The sequence below is a fragment of the Aminobacter niigataensis genome, from assembly GCF_946995915.1.
Classification (GTDB): domain Bacteria; phylum Pseudomonadota; class Alphaproteobacteria; order Rhizobiales; family Rhizobiaceae; genus Aminobacter; species Aminobacter niigataensis.
The window spans coordinates 509,446-523,773 of record NZ_OX341517.1 but is presented as its reverse complement, the minus strand read 5'-3'; the positions used below and the strand labels follow the sequence as shown (position 1 = coordinate 523,773).

Genomic DNA, 14,328 nt, shown 5'->3' with positions numbered 1-14,328 from the left:
GCGGCCCTTGGGGTGTTCTCAGGGGTCAGGCTCACAATTTCGTCCGCACTGTCGGGCACACGCAGGGCGATGTCGGCGCGCTGCCCTGGCGCCATGACGATGCCCTTCGGCGCAATGGGCCGCGCGAGGGGATTTGCATCCAGTGCGATCACTTGAGCGGTTCCGCCCTCGAGATCATATGTGCCGACGCGGGTGATATCGGTCACGGCTGCCGGCGGCGAGATCGTATGTCGGAGCGACTTCCCAGTTCACTGTGCCGACCGTGCCCAGAGTACCGCCACGGGCCGCATTGCGTGGCTTGAACAACTCGATGAACTGACCATCGCCGCCGAGGCGGAAGTCCCGGATGTTGAGCGGCAAGTCCTGGTCGAACCCCGGGTCTTCCTCATCTTCGACCACCAGGACACCTGTCAGTCCCCTGGCGATCTGCTCCAAGGTGTTGCAATGCGGATGATACCAATAGGTGCCGGCATCCGGCGATGCCAACGTGTATCGGAAGCTGTTGCCGGGCGTGATCGGCGCCTGTGTCAGATAGGGAACGCCGTCCATCGCATTGGCGATGCGCAAACCGTGCCAGTGCACGATCGTCGCTTCCTCTAGGTCGTTCACCACATCGATCGAGAATGGTTTGCCCTGCGGCAGCCGCAGCACCGGAGGCGGTCCGTCGGCGTGAAAGCTCATCATGCCTCCGGTCATCGTGCCGGGCAGGATCGAATGGCGCAGCATCGACGCCCGCAGGGTCAGATCGACCGCGTTGGCCCGACTTGCCGCCACAGTGCCCGCGGCGGCTGCGGCAAGAGCTGCGGCACCCCCGAGCAAGACGTCGCGACGCGATATTCCAGGCATACGGACTTACCTTTCGCAGGCCTCGATGGCGCCGTTCTTCGAAACTCGGGCTACTCCGACCCGCCGGGGACAATGCCGAAACGATCCAGACCGATACATCCATCCGCCTGCATCAGCAAACGACCGCGAACACGGTGCTCATGTGCCTTGTCGGGACGTCGCATGCTCATTCCGGGCCATGTCGGCCCGGGAATCTCGAGGCCACTTGCGGACGACAATGGCGGCGATCAGGAAACCCTGCACCAGAACAAGAACGTAAGCGGCCAGGATGGCGGCACAGGGGACGACAAAGTTCAGTTGGGGAGCCGCGCCGAGCACCACCGCATCACCCATGAAACGACCGACACGACCCCGCAGCCGATGAGTGCGGCGCGCTTGCGCGGTTCGATGTCAGCCAGGAGGTGCTTTCCGACCTGCCGCCTGAGGAACGGCAGCACCAGGCGATGAATGGCGATGCCGTTGATCGTCAGTATGGCGACAATGATCACCTTGGCCCAGATCTTCGGGTTCGGGACCTTCTCCGGCTCGGCGGCCTGGTAGAGCAGAAGAAACCCGATGCCCGACAGCCAAAGCATCAGCAGGCCGCGGGCAACAAAGCGACTGATCCATTCGACATTGTCGACGAGCTCGGCTGTCACGGCTGTCCAGCGGTAACGCGACAACGTCAGGTCGAGAAACGCCGCCCCGCCGAATCCCAGGATCAGCCTGCCGAAATGGATCAACCTCAGTGATGTCCTGGCATAGGACAAAAGCGCGGGGGACAAAAGCGCGGGTGATGATGCGAGGGAGAGGTCGAAAGCGCTCAATTGTGTCACCGGATAGAGGACGCAACGGCCCGTCACGCCCTCCCGATGGGATGGCGTGCCCGCTGCGTTGCGAGCCTGAGGGAAAGTTTGAGTTGACCGAGCGCTCCCCACCGATCCGGGGCAAACTGGACGGCTTCCTCCTATTTAAGCTGAATTTCATAGTCAAGTATGAGGGGTGGCTATTTAAGCATTTCTGCAAATTTCCCCTGGGTCACATGGCAACGTTGCGTTGGCGGACACCAAGCGATAACAGCATGCGATATCTCCAACGAGATATAACGATATGGTTCATGAAACGGTCATCACGGCTCCCCGCAATCTGCCCGTCGCCTTTGGAGGTGGGGCTGTTATCGGATCGCTCGGCGGACTGATTGGACTCGGCGGTGCTGAGTTCCGACTGCCGCTTCTGATTGGACTGTTTCGCTTTACAGCTCTTGAAGCTGTCATACTCAACAAGGCGATGAGTCTGGTTGTGGTTGCTTCAGCCCTGCCGCTCCGAGCGGCAACGGTCCCGTTCGCGACGATTGCCGCACACTGGCCGATAGTCCTGAACCTGCTTGCCGGTAGCCTGCTTGGCGCATGGATAGGGGCGGGATGGGCCACGCGACTGAGATCGGAAACCCTCTATAAGGTGATTGCCGGGCTGCTCGTTGTTATCGCGGTCGTGCTGGTGTTCGGGCATGATGCGGCGGCGGGGCAGCCTTTGCTCACTGGATCGGCCCAGCTCGTCGTAGGTGTCATCGTGGGGTTCGGGATCGGGATCGTCGCTTCCCTGCTCGGCGTGGCAGGCGGCGAGTTGTTGATCCCCACGCTCGTCCTGTTGTTCGGCGCGGATATGAAACTGGCGGGCAGTCTCTCGCTTGCGGTGTCCTTGCCGACCATGATCGTCGGCTTTACGCGATACAGCCGTGACCAGAGCTTTTCGGTGATCAACCGTAACCGGGGCTTTCTAGTCGTCATGGCGGCGGGGTCGTTCGTTGGAACCTTCATCGGCGGGCAACTGCTCGGCATCGTACCAAGCTGGGTCTTGCTTCCGGCCCTTGCTATCATCCTGCTGGTGTCCGCGGCAAAAGTCTGGCGCCATCGGTGATATCATTGTGCGCGCTACGCCGTGGTGATGGCGGCGCGGTGGCCGATTTTTGCGAGCTCGACCAACATGCGAATTGAACTTACTTCCAGATTTGGCGGCGATGCCACGGAGAGGTTTTCGAGCAATGTTTCGATCGCTTCACGAATGGAGAGTTCCCGCATTCCGACCGCCAGCGGGTAGGCGAGGCAGTCCGCCAAGGTTGGCTTCCGAACTGCCGCCTAAGGATGTTCGGGCCGCATAAGCAGCCCGATACGCATTGCAGCCCAGTTGATCACCCTAATGTCCGATGTCTCGACCTTTACGTCAAAAGCTGCCTGTCTCCAAACGGCCCCATGTCGGTCGTTCCAGAGTCCGCGCCCGCGCAACGTTTTGGCTGCCGCCCGTCCGTTCCCGCATGGATGTTTTCTGGGGCTATCTCTTTCAAACTGCGATCTGAAGCAAATGTCGGTATCGGTAGTTGCGGGTCCCCGCAACCAAATAACAAAACGCCCCGCCTCGAGCGGGGCTTTTTGTATTTGGCCGCCAGGTGACGGTCCGATTGGAACCGCAGCAAAACCCGAAAGCAGGCCAACGGCCGACAAAGCCAGGCAGAAAAGACAAAATCCTGGCTCCAAATTCAAATACAAAAACGCCCGTGTCAGAAATGACGCGGGCGTTTTGCTGTTCAACTGCCGGTCGGAACCGCAGCAAAACCCCGCAAGCTCGCAAACGCCGACAAAGCCGGACAAAAAAGACAGAATCCTGGCTCCAAAACCAAAAAGGCCCGCACGGTGAAAACCGGCGGGCCTTTGTCGTATCACGCGCCGGCTTCAGCTAGCGGAGCGCTTCACCTCTGCCAGGCTGCGAACGGCGCCGGGCACGACCGGTGTGCCGCGATACGTCGAGGCGATCGCGGCGAAGGTCAGCCCAAGGCTCCGCAGATTGGCCCGGGCGCCGTTCAGCGGCTCGCGGCCGTCTTCGATGGCCGACAGAAGCTCCCCCATCGTGCCGGCAAAGCCGTCGTTGAACCAGCTGCCTGCGAGTTCGGGCCGTGCCGTACCGGCCATGGTCGTCAATACGACCGCCTGCCGGCCCAGATCCGGGCTGGGCTGACTTCAAGCGCCTTGCAGTCATGAAAAAGGCCCGCGCGAAGCGGGCCTGATCATGTGGCAAGGGCCGGGCTCTCAGGAGCCGGTAATGAAGGGCATCAATTCGTGGGCGCCGCGATAGATCATCTCGCCGGCCACATAGAGGATGATCGCCAGGCCGACATAGGCAATCCAGCGATGCTTCTGCAGCAGGTTGGCGATGAAGCTCGCGGCAATGCCCATCAATGCGATCGACAGGACAAGACCGAAGACCAGAACGTTGGGATGGTCGCGCGCAGCGCCGGCGACGGCGAGCACGTTGTCGAGCGACATGGACACGTCGGCGATGAGGATCTGCCAGGCTGCCTGGCCAAGGGTCTTGCGCGGGGCAGCGCCTGCAACCTTGCCGTCCTTGTCGATGTCGCTTTCCGAAAGCGCCTCGATGGCCTGCGTTTCCTCGGCGTGGTTCTGGCGAAGCTCGCGCCACATCTTCCAGCACACCCACAACAGCAGCACGCCGCCGGCAAACAGCAGTCCGACGATCTGCAGCAGCTGGGTGGTAGCGGCGGCAAAACCGATGCGCAGCACGGTTGCGGCAACAATGCCGATGAGAATGGCCTTTGCGCGCTGGTCCTTGGGCAGGCCCGCTGCGGCAAGGCCGATGATGATCGCGTTGTCACCCGCCAGGACCAGGTCGATCATGATCACCTGGAATAGAGCGGTCATTGCTTCGGGAGTGAAAAATTCTGTCATGCGGCACCCTTTGCTTTCAGCTGGGGGCGGCGCGGCTTGCAATCATCGCCGTAGGCAACGCGGATTCCGCGCGTGTCAAAGAGTGCTGCTACAGCGTAGGGATTTCAAAAGCCAGGCCACCCGGATTGGAACGTCCAGTCCGACATCACAGTCCTGATGGACTGCCAGAGGGGCCCGGCCTGGTAGCGACTAGCTAATTGCCGGAAGCGAGAAACTCAAGGCCAAATTTCGCAATGCAGAGCGGATTGGCGGCGATTAGCTGACCTGCCGGCGTGACGAGGGCACACACCCCATGGTACGCACGTCCTTCATGGCAGTGTGCAGGAGCGCGCGTGATAAGCCCGGAACAATTTCTGTCGTCGGTATTCTGGGCGCGGGAACTGCCGGAGGATGAGCGTGAGCGTGCGCGTCGCGGCATCATGTTGCGCACCCTTGAGCCGGGGACCTATTTCATCCATCGCGGCGATCGCATCGACAACTGGATCGGCGTCGTCAGCGGACTGTTGCGGCTGGGTTCGATCACCACCTCGGGCAAGGCCGTGACCTATGCCGGCCTGCCGCCGAGTTGCTGGTTCGGCGAAGGGTCGCTGCTCAAGGACGAGCCGCGCCAGTATGACGTGCTTGCCCTGCGGCGTACGCAGGTGGCGCTACTCAACCGCTCGACATTTTTCTGGCTCTTCGAAAACAGCGTCGCCTTCGACCGGCTGCTGGTGCGGCTCATCAACGAGCGGCTCGGGCAGTTCATTGCGCAGGTCGAGCATGATCGTACGCTCGATTCGACCGGCAAGGTGGCGCGCAGCCTGGCCTCGCTGTTCAACCCGGTGATCAGTCCCTTCGTCGGTTCGCACATCGACATCAGCCAGGAGGAGATCGGCTTGCTGGCCGGCGTGTCGCGGCCTGTCGCCAACCGAATCCTGCAAGAACTGGAAAAGGCCGGCTTGCTCCGCAATGAGAGCGGCGGCGTTACGATCCTGGATCTGGAAAAGCTGCGCGGCTACGGCGAGTAGCGCGGCCGCCGGCGTGGCGCGTGGTTTATGAATGTCTATGATTTCAAAGGGTTAGGCGTGCAATTACGCCTAGGGCGCATGAGGCCGGTACCCAAGACTGAACATTGGCGTCCTGTCTGTCAAGCCAGCCCTTGAAAAAGCCTGCCAAGGTTGCGAGCTTCGATCCAACGACCGGGAACACCCGGCGATCTACGAGGGAACAAACGGGAGGCGTGCCTTTGGCACAAGGGAGCGTAACGCGCGAGCTCGATACGTTTGCCAAGCTGCTTTGCGAGCATGCTCGCCTGCGGCCCAATCGCCCGGCGATGCGTCACAAGGATCTCGGCATCTGGCGGACATGGGACTGGAGCGAGCTGGCCCAAACCATCCGCGCCTATGCCGCCGGCTTGCAGCAACTCGGCCTGGAGCGCGGCGCGACCATCGCCGTCATCGGCGCGAACCGGCCGGCCATGTACTGGACCATTCTCGCCGCGCAATGGCTGGGGGCGATCCCCGTGCCGGTCTATGCCGATGCGGTCGCGGACGAGATGGCCTATGTGCTCGACCACGCCGACGTCGCCTTTGCGGCGGTGCAGGATCAGGAGCAGGTCGACAAGCTGATCTCGGTCCAGGACCGCGTGCCCAAGCTCCGCACCGTTCTCTATGACGAGCCGCGCGGCTTGCGCGACTACGATCACAGCCGGCTCCACGCCATCCATGACATCATCGAGCAGGGGCGTGTCCGACTGGCGGCTGACGGCTCGGCGGCCGCTGCGATTGATACCGAGCGCGACCGTGGTCAGGCCAGCGACATCTCCATCATCCTGTATACCTCCGGCACGACAGGCCGATCCAAGGGGGTGCTGCTGACCGCCGGCGGCTCGATCGCGGCGGCGCGCGATACCGTCACCTTCGACAAGCTCACCGACCGCGACGAAGTGCTCGCCTACCTGCCGCTGGCCTGGGTCGGCGATCACTACCTCAACTATGCCCAGTCTATGGTCGCGGGCTTCTGCGTCGCTTGTCCCGAAAGCCGGGAAACGGCGGAAGCCGACACGCAAGAGATCGGGCCGAGCTTCTATTTCGCGCCGCCGCGCGTGTTCGAGACGCTGCTGACCCGGATCACCATCCGCATGGAGGATGCCGGAGCGCTCAAGCGCGGCATGTTCAATTACTTCATCGGCGTAGCCAGGCGTTGGGGTGAAAAGATCCTCGACGGCGAGACCGTGCCGCTTGGCGCCCGCCTCGGCTACGCGATCGGGAACCTGCTGGTTTACGCACCGCTGAAGAACGTGCTCGGCTTTTCCCGCATTCGCGTCGCCTACACGGCCGGCGAGGCAATCGGACCCGACCTGTTTTCCTTCTACCGGTCGCTCGGCCTCAACCTGAAGCAGCTCTACGGCCAGACAGAGGCCTTTCTCTATGTCACCGCGCAGCCTGACGGGCAGATCCGCGCCGGCACGGTTGGGCCGGCGACGCCCAATGTCGAGATCCGCATCGCCGACGATGGCGAGGTGCTCTATCGCTCACCCGGCCAGTTCGTCGGCTATTACAAGGACGCTGAACGCACGGCAGAAACGGTCACCCCGGAAGGTTACGTGAAGACAGGCGACGCCGGCTTCTTCGATCCCGACGGCCACCTCACCATCATCGACCGCGCCAAGGATGTCGGCAAGCTGAGCTCAGGCGCGCTGTTCGCGCCGAAATACATCGAAAACAAGCTGAAATTCTTCCCCAACATCAAGGAAGCCGTTGCCTTCGGCCAGGACCGCGACTTCGTCACGGTCATGCTCAACATCGACCTGACGGCGGTCGGCAACTGGGCGGAACGCAAGAACATCGCCTACGGCTCCTACCAGGAGCTGGCGCAGCGCCCCGAGGTCTATGAAATGTTCACCGGTCACGTCGCCGAGGTGAACCGGGCACTGGCCGCCGAGCCGCGCATGGCGGCGGCCCAGATCAAGCGCTTCCTTATCCTGCACAAGGAACTCGACGCCGACGACGGCGAGATGACGCGCACGCAGAAGGTGCGGCGCGGCTTCATCGCCGAACGCTACAAGCCTCTGGTCGACGCGCTCTACAATGGCTCGGAGGCCTCCGACATCTCGACCGAAGTGACCTTCGAGGACGGCCGCAAGGGTATCATATCCGCCAGGGTCCGCATCGCCGAGGCTGAGGTTGCGCAAGTCGCCAAGCTTGGGGTCGCCGCATGAACGTCGCACCCGAAACACTGCTGGCGGTCGATGGCGTATCGCTGTCCTTCGGCGGGGTGAAGGCCATCACCGACGTGTCCTTCGACATCCGCAAGGGCGAGATTCGTGCCATCATCGGCCCCAACGGTGCCGGCAAGACCTCGATGCTGAACGTGGTCAACGGCTTCTACCACCCCCAGCACGGCCGCATCACCTACAAGGGCAAGACCCGTCCGCGCATGCGGCCCTATCAGGCCGCCAGCCAAGGCATCGCCCGCACCTTCCAGAACGTGGCGCTGTTCCGCGGCATGAGCACGCTCGACAACATCATGGTCGGCCGCACGCTGAAGATGCACCGCGGACTCTTCTGGCAGATGCTGCGCTTCGGCCCGGCGATGCGCGAGGAGATCGAGCATCGCCGCGTGGTCGAAGACATCATCGATTTCCTGCAGATCGAGTCGATCCGCAAGACGCCGGTCGGCAAGCTGCCCTACGGCCTGCAGAAGCGCGTCGAGCTTGGCCGTGCGCTGGCGATGGAGCCGGAGCTCTTGCTGCTCGACGAGCCGATGGCCGGCATGAACATCGAGGAGAAGGAGGACATGTGCCGCTACATCCTCGATCTCAACAAGCATTTCGGTACCACCATCGCCCTGATCGAGCACGACATGGGTGTCGTCATGGACCTGTCCGACCGCGTCGTGGTGCTCGAATACGGGCACAAGATCGCCGATGGCACGCCCGAAGTGGTCAAGGCCGATCCCAAGGTCATCGAGGCCTATCTCGGCGTGGGGCACTGACCATGCCGGTGTCTGGTGGAGGAGGAAAAATCCGCATGAACACGAGACGCAGGGCAGCGGAGACGACGGCAGGCGGCTCGGCATGTCGCCAGGCCTGTCCGACGCGCCGGGCCGGCTGAGGAGGGAGACCGATGCTCTACAACATCTTCATCGACCCCTTCGTGCAGATGGCGCAGATGCCCGACCTGCTGGTCCAGACACTGTGGGAGGGGCTGGTGTCGGGCGTGCTCTATGCGCTGATCGCCCTTGGCTTCGTGCTCATCTTCAAGGCGTCGGGCGTCTTCAACTTCGCCCAGGGCATCATGGTCGTGTTTTCAGCGCTCACCCTCGTCGGCTTCTACGAGAAGTTCTCGGCCGCGGGCTTTTCCGGCCACACCGCGGCTTTCGTCGCGCTGATCCTGACGGCGGGCGTGATGTTCGTGCTGGCGATGCTGGTCGAGCGCGTCGTGCTGCGGCCGCTGGTCAACCAGCCCGACATCATCCTGTTCATGGCGACGTTCGGCATCACCTATGTGCTGATCGGCTTCGGCGAGATGGTGTTCGGCGGCGACCCCAAGCAGATGATCGCCAGCGAGCTGTTCCTGCCCAGCGGCTCGGTCGACGTCGAGATGCTGGGTGGACTGGTGAGCTTCCAGAAGATCGACATCGCCGCCGCCGTCATCGCCTCCGTGATGATCGTCGGGCTCGCCCTGTTCTTCCAGAAGACCCGCATCGGCCGGGCCTTGCGCGCCGTTGCCGACAGCCACAAGGCAGCGCTTTCGGTCGGCATATCGCTCAACCAGATCTGGGTTATCGTCTGGTTCGCCGCCGGCCTGGTCGCGCTGGTGACCGGCATCATGTGGGGCGCTCGTTCCGACGTCTCCTTCGCGCTCGAGATCGTGGCGCTCAAGGCGCTGCCGGTGCTGGTGCTGGGCGGGCTGACCTCGGTGCCCGGCGCGATCGTCGGCGGGCTGATCATCGGGATCGGCGAAAAGCTCGGCGAATTCTACTGGGGCCCTCTGCTCGGCGGCGGCATCGAGAGCTGGTTTGCCTATGCCATTGCCCTGCTGTTCCTGCTGTATCGGCCGCAGGGCCTGTTCGGCGACAAGATAATCGAGCGGATCTGACCAGATGTTCTATCGCGAGACGGGCCAGTTCAAGCAAAGCTACGCGGCCGACCAGGCGGTGTTCCCGATCCTGCAGGACCGGCTCGGCCTGGCAGTCATCCTGCTCATCGCCTTCGTCGCGGTTCCGCTGTTCGGCAACGAGTTCCTGCTTGCCTCGGTGATGGTGCCGTTCCTGATCCTGTCGTTGGGCGCGATCGGGCTCAACATCCTTGTCGGCTACACCGGACTGCTCTCCCTCGGCTCGGCCGCCTTCATGGGCGTCGGCGCCTATTCGGCCTACAAGCTTTCGACCATCTTTCCAGGCATCAACATCCTGGTGTGGATCCTCTGCTCGGGCTTCTTCGCCGCAGGCATCGGCGTGCTGTTCGGCCTGCCGTCGCTGCGCATCAAGGGCTTCTACCTGGCGGTCGCGACGCTTGCCGCGCAGTTCTTCCTGCAGTGGTGCTTCGTGCGCATCAGCTGGCTCTACAACGACAATCCGTCCGGCGCCATCGAAGTGCCGGCCCGCACGCTGTTCGGCCTGGCCATCACCGGCCCCTCGGCCACGCCCGTCACACGCTACCTCGTGGTGCTGGTCATCGTCGTCGTCATGACCCTGCTCGCCTCCAACATCGTCCATGGCAGGATCGGCCGTACCTGGATGGCGGTGCGCGACATGGACATTGCAGCGCAGCTGATGGGCATCCGCCTTTTGCCGGCAAAGCTGCTCGCGTTTGCGGTGTCGTCCTTCTACTGCGGCGTTTCGGGCGCGCTCATGGTCTTCCTCTGGCTCGGGGCCGCCGAGCCGTCGGCCTTCGACATCAAGCTGTCGTTCCTTTTGCTGTTCATGGTCATCATCGGTGGCCTCGGCTCGATGATCGGCAGCTTCTTTGGCGCAGCGCTGATCCACATCCTGCCGATCGTCATCCGCATGCTGCCCGAGGCGCTTGGCCTGCCCATTGCTGCCGCAACGGTGGAGCACCTGACGTATCTGATCGTCGGCGCCCTCATCATCTTTTTCCTGATCGTCGAACCGCACGGCCTCGCGCGGCTCTGGCAGATCGCCAAGCAGAAGCTTCGTGTGTGGCCCTTCCCTTACTAGGGGCCATGCACAAGACGGAAATGCAAAAGAAGTAGGGAGGAGAACGAAATGTCGCTCAAGAACTGGCTATACGCACTTTCTGCAGCAGCATCGCTGACCTTGCCGGCCGTGCACGGCGCGCAGGCCCAGGAAGAATCGATCTACGTGCCGCTGTTCACCTATCGCACCGGCCCGTTTGCCGGGTCCGGAACGCCGATCGCCAACGGCATGCACGACTACCTGACGCTTCTCAACGAGCGCGACGGCGGCATCGGCGGCGTCAAGCTGATCGTTGAGGAGTGCGAGACCGGCTACGACACCAAGAAGGGCCTCGAATGTTATGAATCGGTGAAGCCCAAGAGGCCGGTGATCGTCAATCCGTGGTCGACAGGCATCACCTTGCCGCTGATCCCCAAGGCGGCCGTGGACAAGATCCCGGTGCTGTCGATGGCCTACGGCCTTTCGGCCTCGGCCAAGGGCGACACCTTCCCCTGGATCTTCAACCCGCCGGCAACCTACTGGGACGGCTTCACCCAGATCCTGCAATACATCGCCACCCAGGAAGGCGGCGGCATCGACAAGCTCAAGGGCAAGAAGATCGGCTACATCTATCTCGATGCCAGCTTCGGCCGCGAGCCGCTGCCGCTGATCGAGCAGCTGTCGAAGGAACTCGGCTTCGAGGCCAAGCTCTATCCGGTGGCCGCCGCCGACATGCAGAACCAGTCGTCGCAGTGGCTGAGCGTTCGCCGCGACAAGCCCGACTACATGATCCTCTACGGCTGGGGCGCGCTGAATGCCACCGCCGTCAAGGAAGCGGTGAAGACCAACTACCCGATGGAGAAGTTCATCTCGATCTGGTGGCCGAGCGAGGATGACGCCAAGGGTGCCGGAGACGGCGCAAAGGGCTTCAAGACGCTGAACTGGCATGCCGTGGGCGCGGACTTCCCGCTTCTCGCCGACATCCAGAAGCACGTCGTCGATGCCGGCAAGAGCCAGGTTTCTGGCAAGGACAAGGTCGGCCAGGTTCTCTACAACCGCGGCATCTACAATTCGATGCTGATCGCCGAGGCCATCCGCAAGGCGCAGGAGATCACCGGCAAGAAGGCGGTCACCGGCGAGGACGTTCGCCGCGGCCTGGAAGGCCTCAGCATCGATGAGGCGCGGCTCAAGGAAATCGGCCTCGAAGGCTTCACCGGTGCGGTCAAGCTTTCCTGCGCCGACCACAACGGCCACTTCTCGACCTTCGTCCAGAGCTGGAACGGCACCACCTACGAGAAGGTGTCCGACTACATCGCGCCGATGAGCGACAAGGTCGGGCCGCTGCTCGATGCCGACGCCAAGGCCTATGCCGAGAAGAACGCACCCTGGCCGGCCCGCGCCGAGGCCTGCGACGCCTCGTAAGGCTGCAGCTTGAACCCTGTCCCTTCCCCGTCAGGGGGAGGGACCTTTGTCCCGGAGCTTGCTGATGTCTGAACATGCTTCCAACGCGGTCGAGCCGGCCCGCCCGATGCTGTCGGTTAACAACATCGAGGTGATCTACGATCACGTCATCCTCGTCCTCAAGGGCGTGTCCCTCACTGTCCCGCAGGGCGGCATCGTCGCCATCCTCGGCGCCAATGGCGCCGGCAAGACGACGACGCTGAAGGCGATCTCAAATCTTCTGCATGCCGAGCGCGGCGAGGTCACCAAGGGCTCGATCGAGTTCGACGGCGAACGTGTCGACAGCCTCAGCCCGAACGAGCTGGTGCGGCGCGGCTGCATCCAGGTGATGGAAGGGCGGCACTGCTTCGGCCATCTCAGCATCGAGGAAAACCTGCTCACCGGTGCCTTCACGCGGCGCGACGGCAACCGCGCCATCCGTGACGACCTCGACATGATCTACGCCTACTTCCCCCGGCTGAGGCAGCGGCGGTCTTCGATGGCCGGCTACACCTCGGGCGGCGAGCAGCAGATGTGCGCCATCGGCCGCGCCATGATGAGCCGTCCCAAGATGATCCTGCTCGACGAGCCGTCGATGGGGCTCGCGCCGCAGGTGGTCGACGAGATCTTCGAGATCGTCAGGGACCTGAACGACAAGCAGGGCGTGTCGTTCCTGGTGGCCGAGCAGAACACCAACATGGCGCTGAAATACGCCACCTACGGCTACATCATGGAAACCGGCCGCATCGTCATGGATGGCGACGCCGCCTCGTTGCGCGACAACGAGGACGTCAAGGAATTCTATCTCGGCATTGGCGGCGAGGGCCGCAAGTCGTTCCGCGAGGTCAAGAGCTACAAGCGGCGCAAGCGCTGGCTGGCCTGAACCGCGTCATTTTCCGGGTGTTGCGCGGTCATGCCCGCTGGGTGGCGCGCCCTCATCGTCCAGAACCTAGGTGAACCATGGTCACGAACGCACATTACGATGCCGCGGAAACCCAGGACCCGGCCGTCCGCGAGGCGGCACTTTTTGCCAGGCTGCGGTCGCTGCTCGATGGCGCGCAAGCCAGCGCGCCGGCCCTGCGCCAACAGCTCGAGGGGAGTGAGGTTGCGAGCCTCGTCGACCGTGCAGCGCTCCAGCAGGTGCCGGTCATCCGCAAGGGCGACCTGATTGCCCTGCAGGCCAAGGATCCGCCCTTCGCCGGCTTGTCGCCCGTCAGGCCTGGCGCGCTGAAGCGCCTGCTTGTCTCACCGGGGCCGATCTTCGACCCCGAAGGCCGCGACGACGACTGGTGGGGTGCGGCGCGGGCCCTTTTCGCGGCCGGCATGCGTCGGGAAGACATCGTCCACAACGCCTTCAGCTACCACCTGACACCGGGCGGCCACATGATGGAATCGGGTGCCCATGCGCTCGGCTGCGCGGTGATCCCCGCCGGTGTCGGCAACACCGATCAGCAGGTCGAGGCGGTCGTAGCGCTCAAGCCGTCCGGCTATATAGGCACGCCCGACTTCCTCAAGATCCTGCTCGACCGCATGAGTGCCACCGGTGCCGTCAGTCCGTTCCGCCACGCCTTGGTATCGGGTGCCGCGTTCCCGGCCTCGCTGCAGCAGGAGATCGCCGGCGCCGGCATCGACGCCTATCAGGCCTATGCCAGCGCAGAACTCGGCGTCGCCGCCTATGAAACCACGGCGCGCTCGGGCCTGGTGGTCAACGAGGGACTGATCGTCGAGATCGTGCGCCCGGGCACCGGCGAGGCTGTGGCCGATGGCGAGGTTGGCGAGGTCGTGGTCACACGCCTCGTCCCGGAATATCCCTTGCTGCGTTTCGGCACCGGCGACCTGTCGCGGGTGCTCTCCGGCCTCAGCTCCTGCGGCCGTACCAACATGCGGCTCGCCGGCTGGATGGGCCGCGCCGACCAGCGCACCAAGGTCAAGGGCATGTTCGTCGACCCGGCTCAGGTTGCCGCCATCGGACGCAGGTTTCCCGCCCTCGGCCGGCTTCGCCTCGTCGTCGGCCGCGACGGCGCACAGGACACGATGCTGCTCAAGGTCGAAGCCGGCGCGGCCAGCGACGAACTCCGTGCGGAGCTCGAGGCGGCATTGCAGGCCGCGACCAAGATGAAGGGCTGGGTCGAGATCGTCGCCCTTGGCAGCCTGCCCAATGACGGCAAGGTCATCGCCGACGACCGTCCGGTCGAATAGTCCCCGG

The 14,328-nt window shown here is 63.3% G+C and carries 14 protein-coding genes; 9 read left to right on the top strand and 5 right to left on the bottom strand.

Features of this window, described 5'->3' with window-relative positions:
- Positions 1–174: 174 nt before the first annotated feature.
- Both O1Y97_RS02480 and O1Y97_RS02475 read right to left on the bottom strand, forming a co-directional pair.
- Positions 175–819, bottom strand: a complete 645-nt coding sequence (locus O1Y97_RS02480) for a multicopper oxidase family protein (RefSeq protein ID WP_318762964.1) — start codon at positions 817–819, stop codon at positions 175–177.
- Positions 820–1,139: 320 nt separating this feature from the next.
- Complete coding sequence (locus O1Y97_RS02475; protein WP_318762963.1) at positions 1,140–1,652, bottom strand: hypothetical protein; 513 nt, start codon at positions 1,650–1,652, stop codon at positions 1,140–1,142.
- A gap of 283 nt (positions 1,653–1,935) precedes the next feature.
- Here O1Y97_RS02475 and O1Y97_RS02470 point away from each other — a divergent pair, with 283 nt between their 5' ends.
- Positions 1,936–2,742, top strand: a complete 807-nt coding sequence (locus tag O1Y97_RS02470; protein WP_318762962.1) for a sulfite exporter TauE/SafE family protein — start codon at positions 1,936–1,938, stop codon at positions 2,740–2,742.
- Positions 2,743–2,756: 14 nt separating this feature from the next.
- Here O1Y97_RS02470 and O1Y97_RS02465 read toward each other — a convergent pair whose 3' ends face one another.
- The 3 genes from O1Y97_RS02465 to O1Y97_RS02455 form a co-directional block, all read right to left on the bottom strand.
- Complete coding sequence (locus tag O1Y97_RS02465; RefSeq protein WP_318762961.1) at positions 2,757–2,939, bottom strand: type 2 periplasmic-binding domain-containing protein; 183 nt, start codon at positions 2,937–2,939, stop codon at positions 2,757–2,759.
- A 612-nt stretch (positions 2,940–3,551) separates the two neighbouring features.
- Positions 3,552–3,797, bottom strand: coding sequence for a hypothetical protein (locus O1Y97_RS02460; protein ID WP_318762960.1), 246 nt, complete (start codon positions 3,795–3,797; stop codon positions 3,552–3,554).
- A gap of 108 nt (positions 3,798–3,905) precedes the next feature.
- The gene (locus tag O1Y97_RS02455) at positions 3,906–4,562 is read right to left on the bottom strand and encodes a TerC family protein (protein WP_108605901.1); all 657 of its coding nucleotides are present in this window, start codon (positions 4,560–4,562) and stop codon (positions 3,906–3,908) included.
- Between the two features lie 332 nt (positions 4,563–4,894).
- Here O1Y97_RS02455 and O1Y97_RS02450 point away from each other — a divergent pair, with 332 nt between their 5' ends.
- The 8 genes from O1Y97_RS02450 (at position 4,895) to O1Y97_RS02415 (ending at position 14,321) form a co-directional block, all read left to right on the top strand.
- Positions 4,895–5,569: a Crp/Fnr family transcriptional regulator gene (locus O1Y97_RS02450; RefSeq protein WP_318762959.1), complete on the top strand. Its 675-nt coding sequence runs from the start codon at positions 4,895–4,897 to the stop codon at positions 5,567–5,569.
- 305 nt (positions 5,570–5,874) lie between these two features.
- Positions 5,875–7,761 (top strand): AMP-binding protein, encoded by a 1,887-nt coding sequence (locus O1Y97_RS02445; RefSeq protein WP_404801300.1) that lies wholly within the window; start codon positions 5,875–5,877, stop codon positions 7,759–7,761.
- Positions 7,758–8,537, top strand: coding sequence for an ABC transporter ATP-binding protein (locus O1Y97_RS02440; protein ID WP_318762957.1), 780 nt, complete (start codon positions 7,758–7,760; stop codon positions 8,535–8,537). The genes O1Y97_RS02445 and O1Y97_RS02440 overlap by 4 nt, the downstream gene beginning before the upstream one ends.
- A 131-nt stretch (positions 8,538–8,668) precedes the next feature.
- Positions 8,669–9,643, top strand: a complete 975-nt coding sequence (locus O1Y97_RS02435; RefSeq protein WP_318762956.1) for a branched-chain amino acid ABC transporter permease — start codon at positions 8,669–8,671, stop codon at positions 9,641–9,643.
- A 4-nt stretch (positions 9,644–9,647) separates the two neighbouring features.
- Positions 9,648–10,724, top strand: a complete 1,077-nt coding sequence (locus O1Y97_RS02430) for a branched-chain amino acid ABC transporter permease (RefSeq protein WP_318762955.1) — start codon at positions 9,648–9,650, stop codon at positions 10,722–10,724.
- Between the two features lie 48 nt (positions 10,725–10,772).
- Positions 10,773–12,104 carry an ABC transporter substrate-binding protein gene (locus O1Y97_RS02425; RefSeq protein ID WP_318762954.1) on the top strand — a complete coding sequence of 444 codons (1,332 nt, stop codon included), beginning with the start codon at positions 10,773–10,775 and terminating at the stop codon, positions 12,102–12,104.
- Between the two features lie 64 nt (positions 12,105–12,168).
- Complete coding sequence (locus O1Y97_RS02420) at positions 12,169–13,005, top strand: ABC transporter ATP-binding protein (RefSeq protein WP_318762953.1); 837 nt, start codon at positions 12,169–12,171, stop codon at positions 13,003–13,005.
- Positions 13,006–13,082: 77 nt separating this feature from the next.
- Positions 13,083–14,321, top strand: a complete 1,239-nt coding sequence (locus O1Y97_RS02415) for a phenylacetate--CoA ligase family protein (protein ID WP_318762952.1) — start codon at positions 13,083–13,085, stop codon at positions 14,319–14,321.
- Positions 14,322–14,328: the final 7 nt, after the last annotated feature.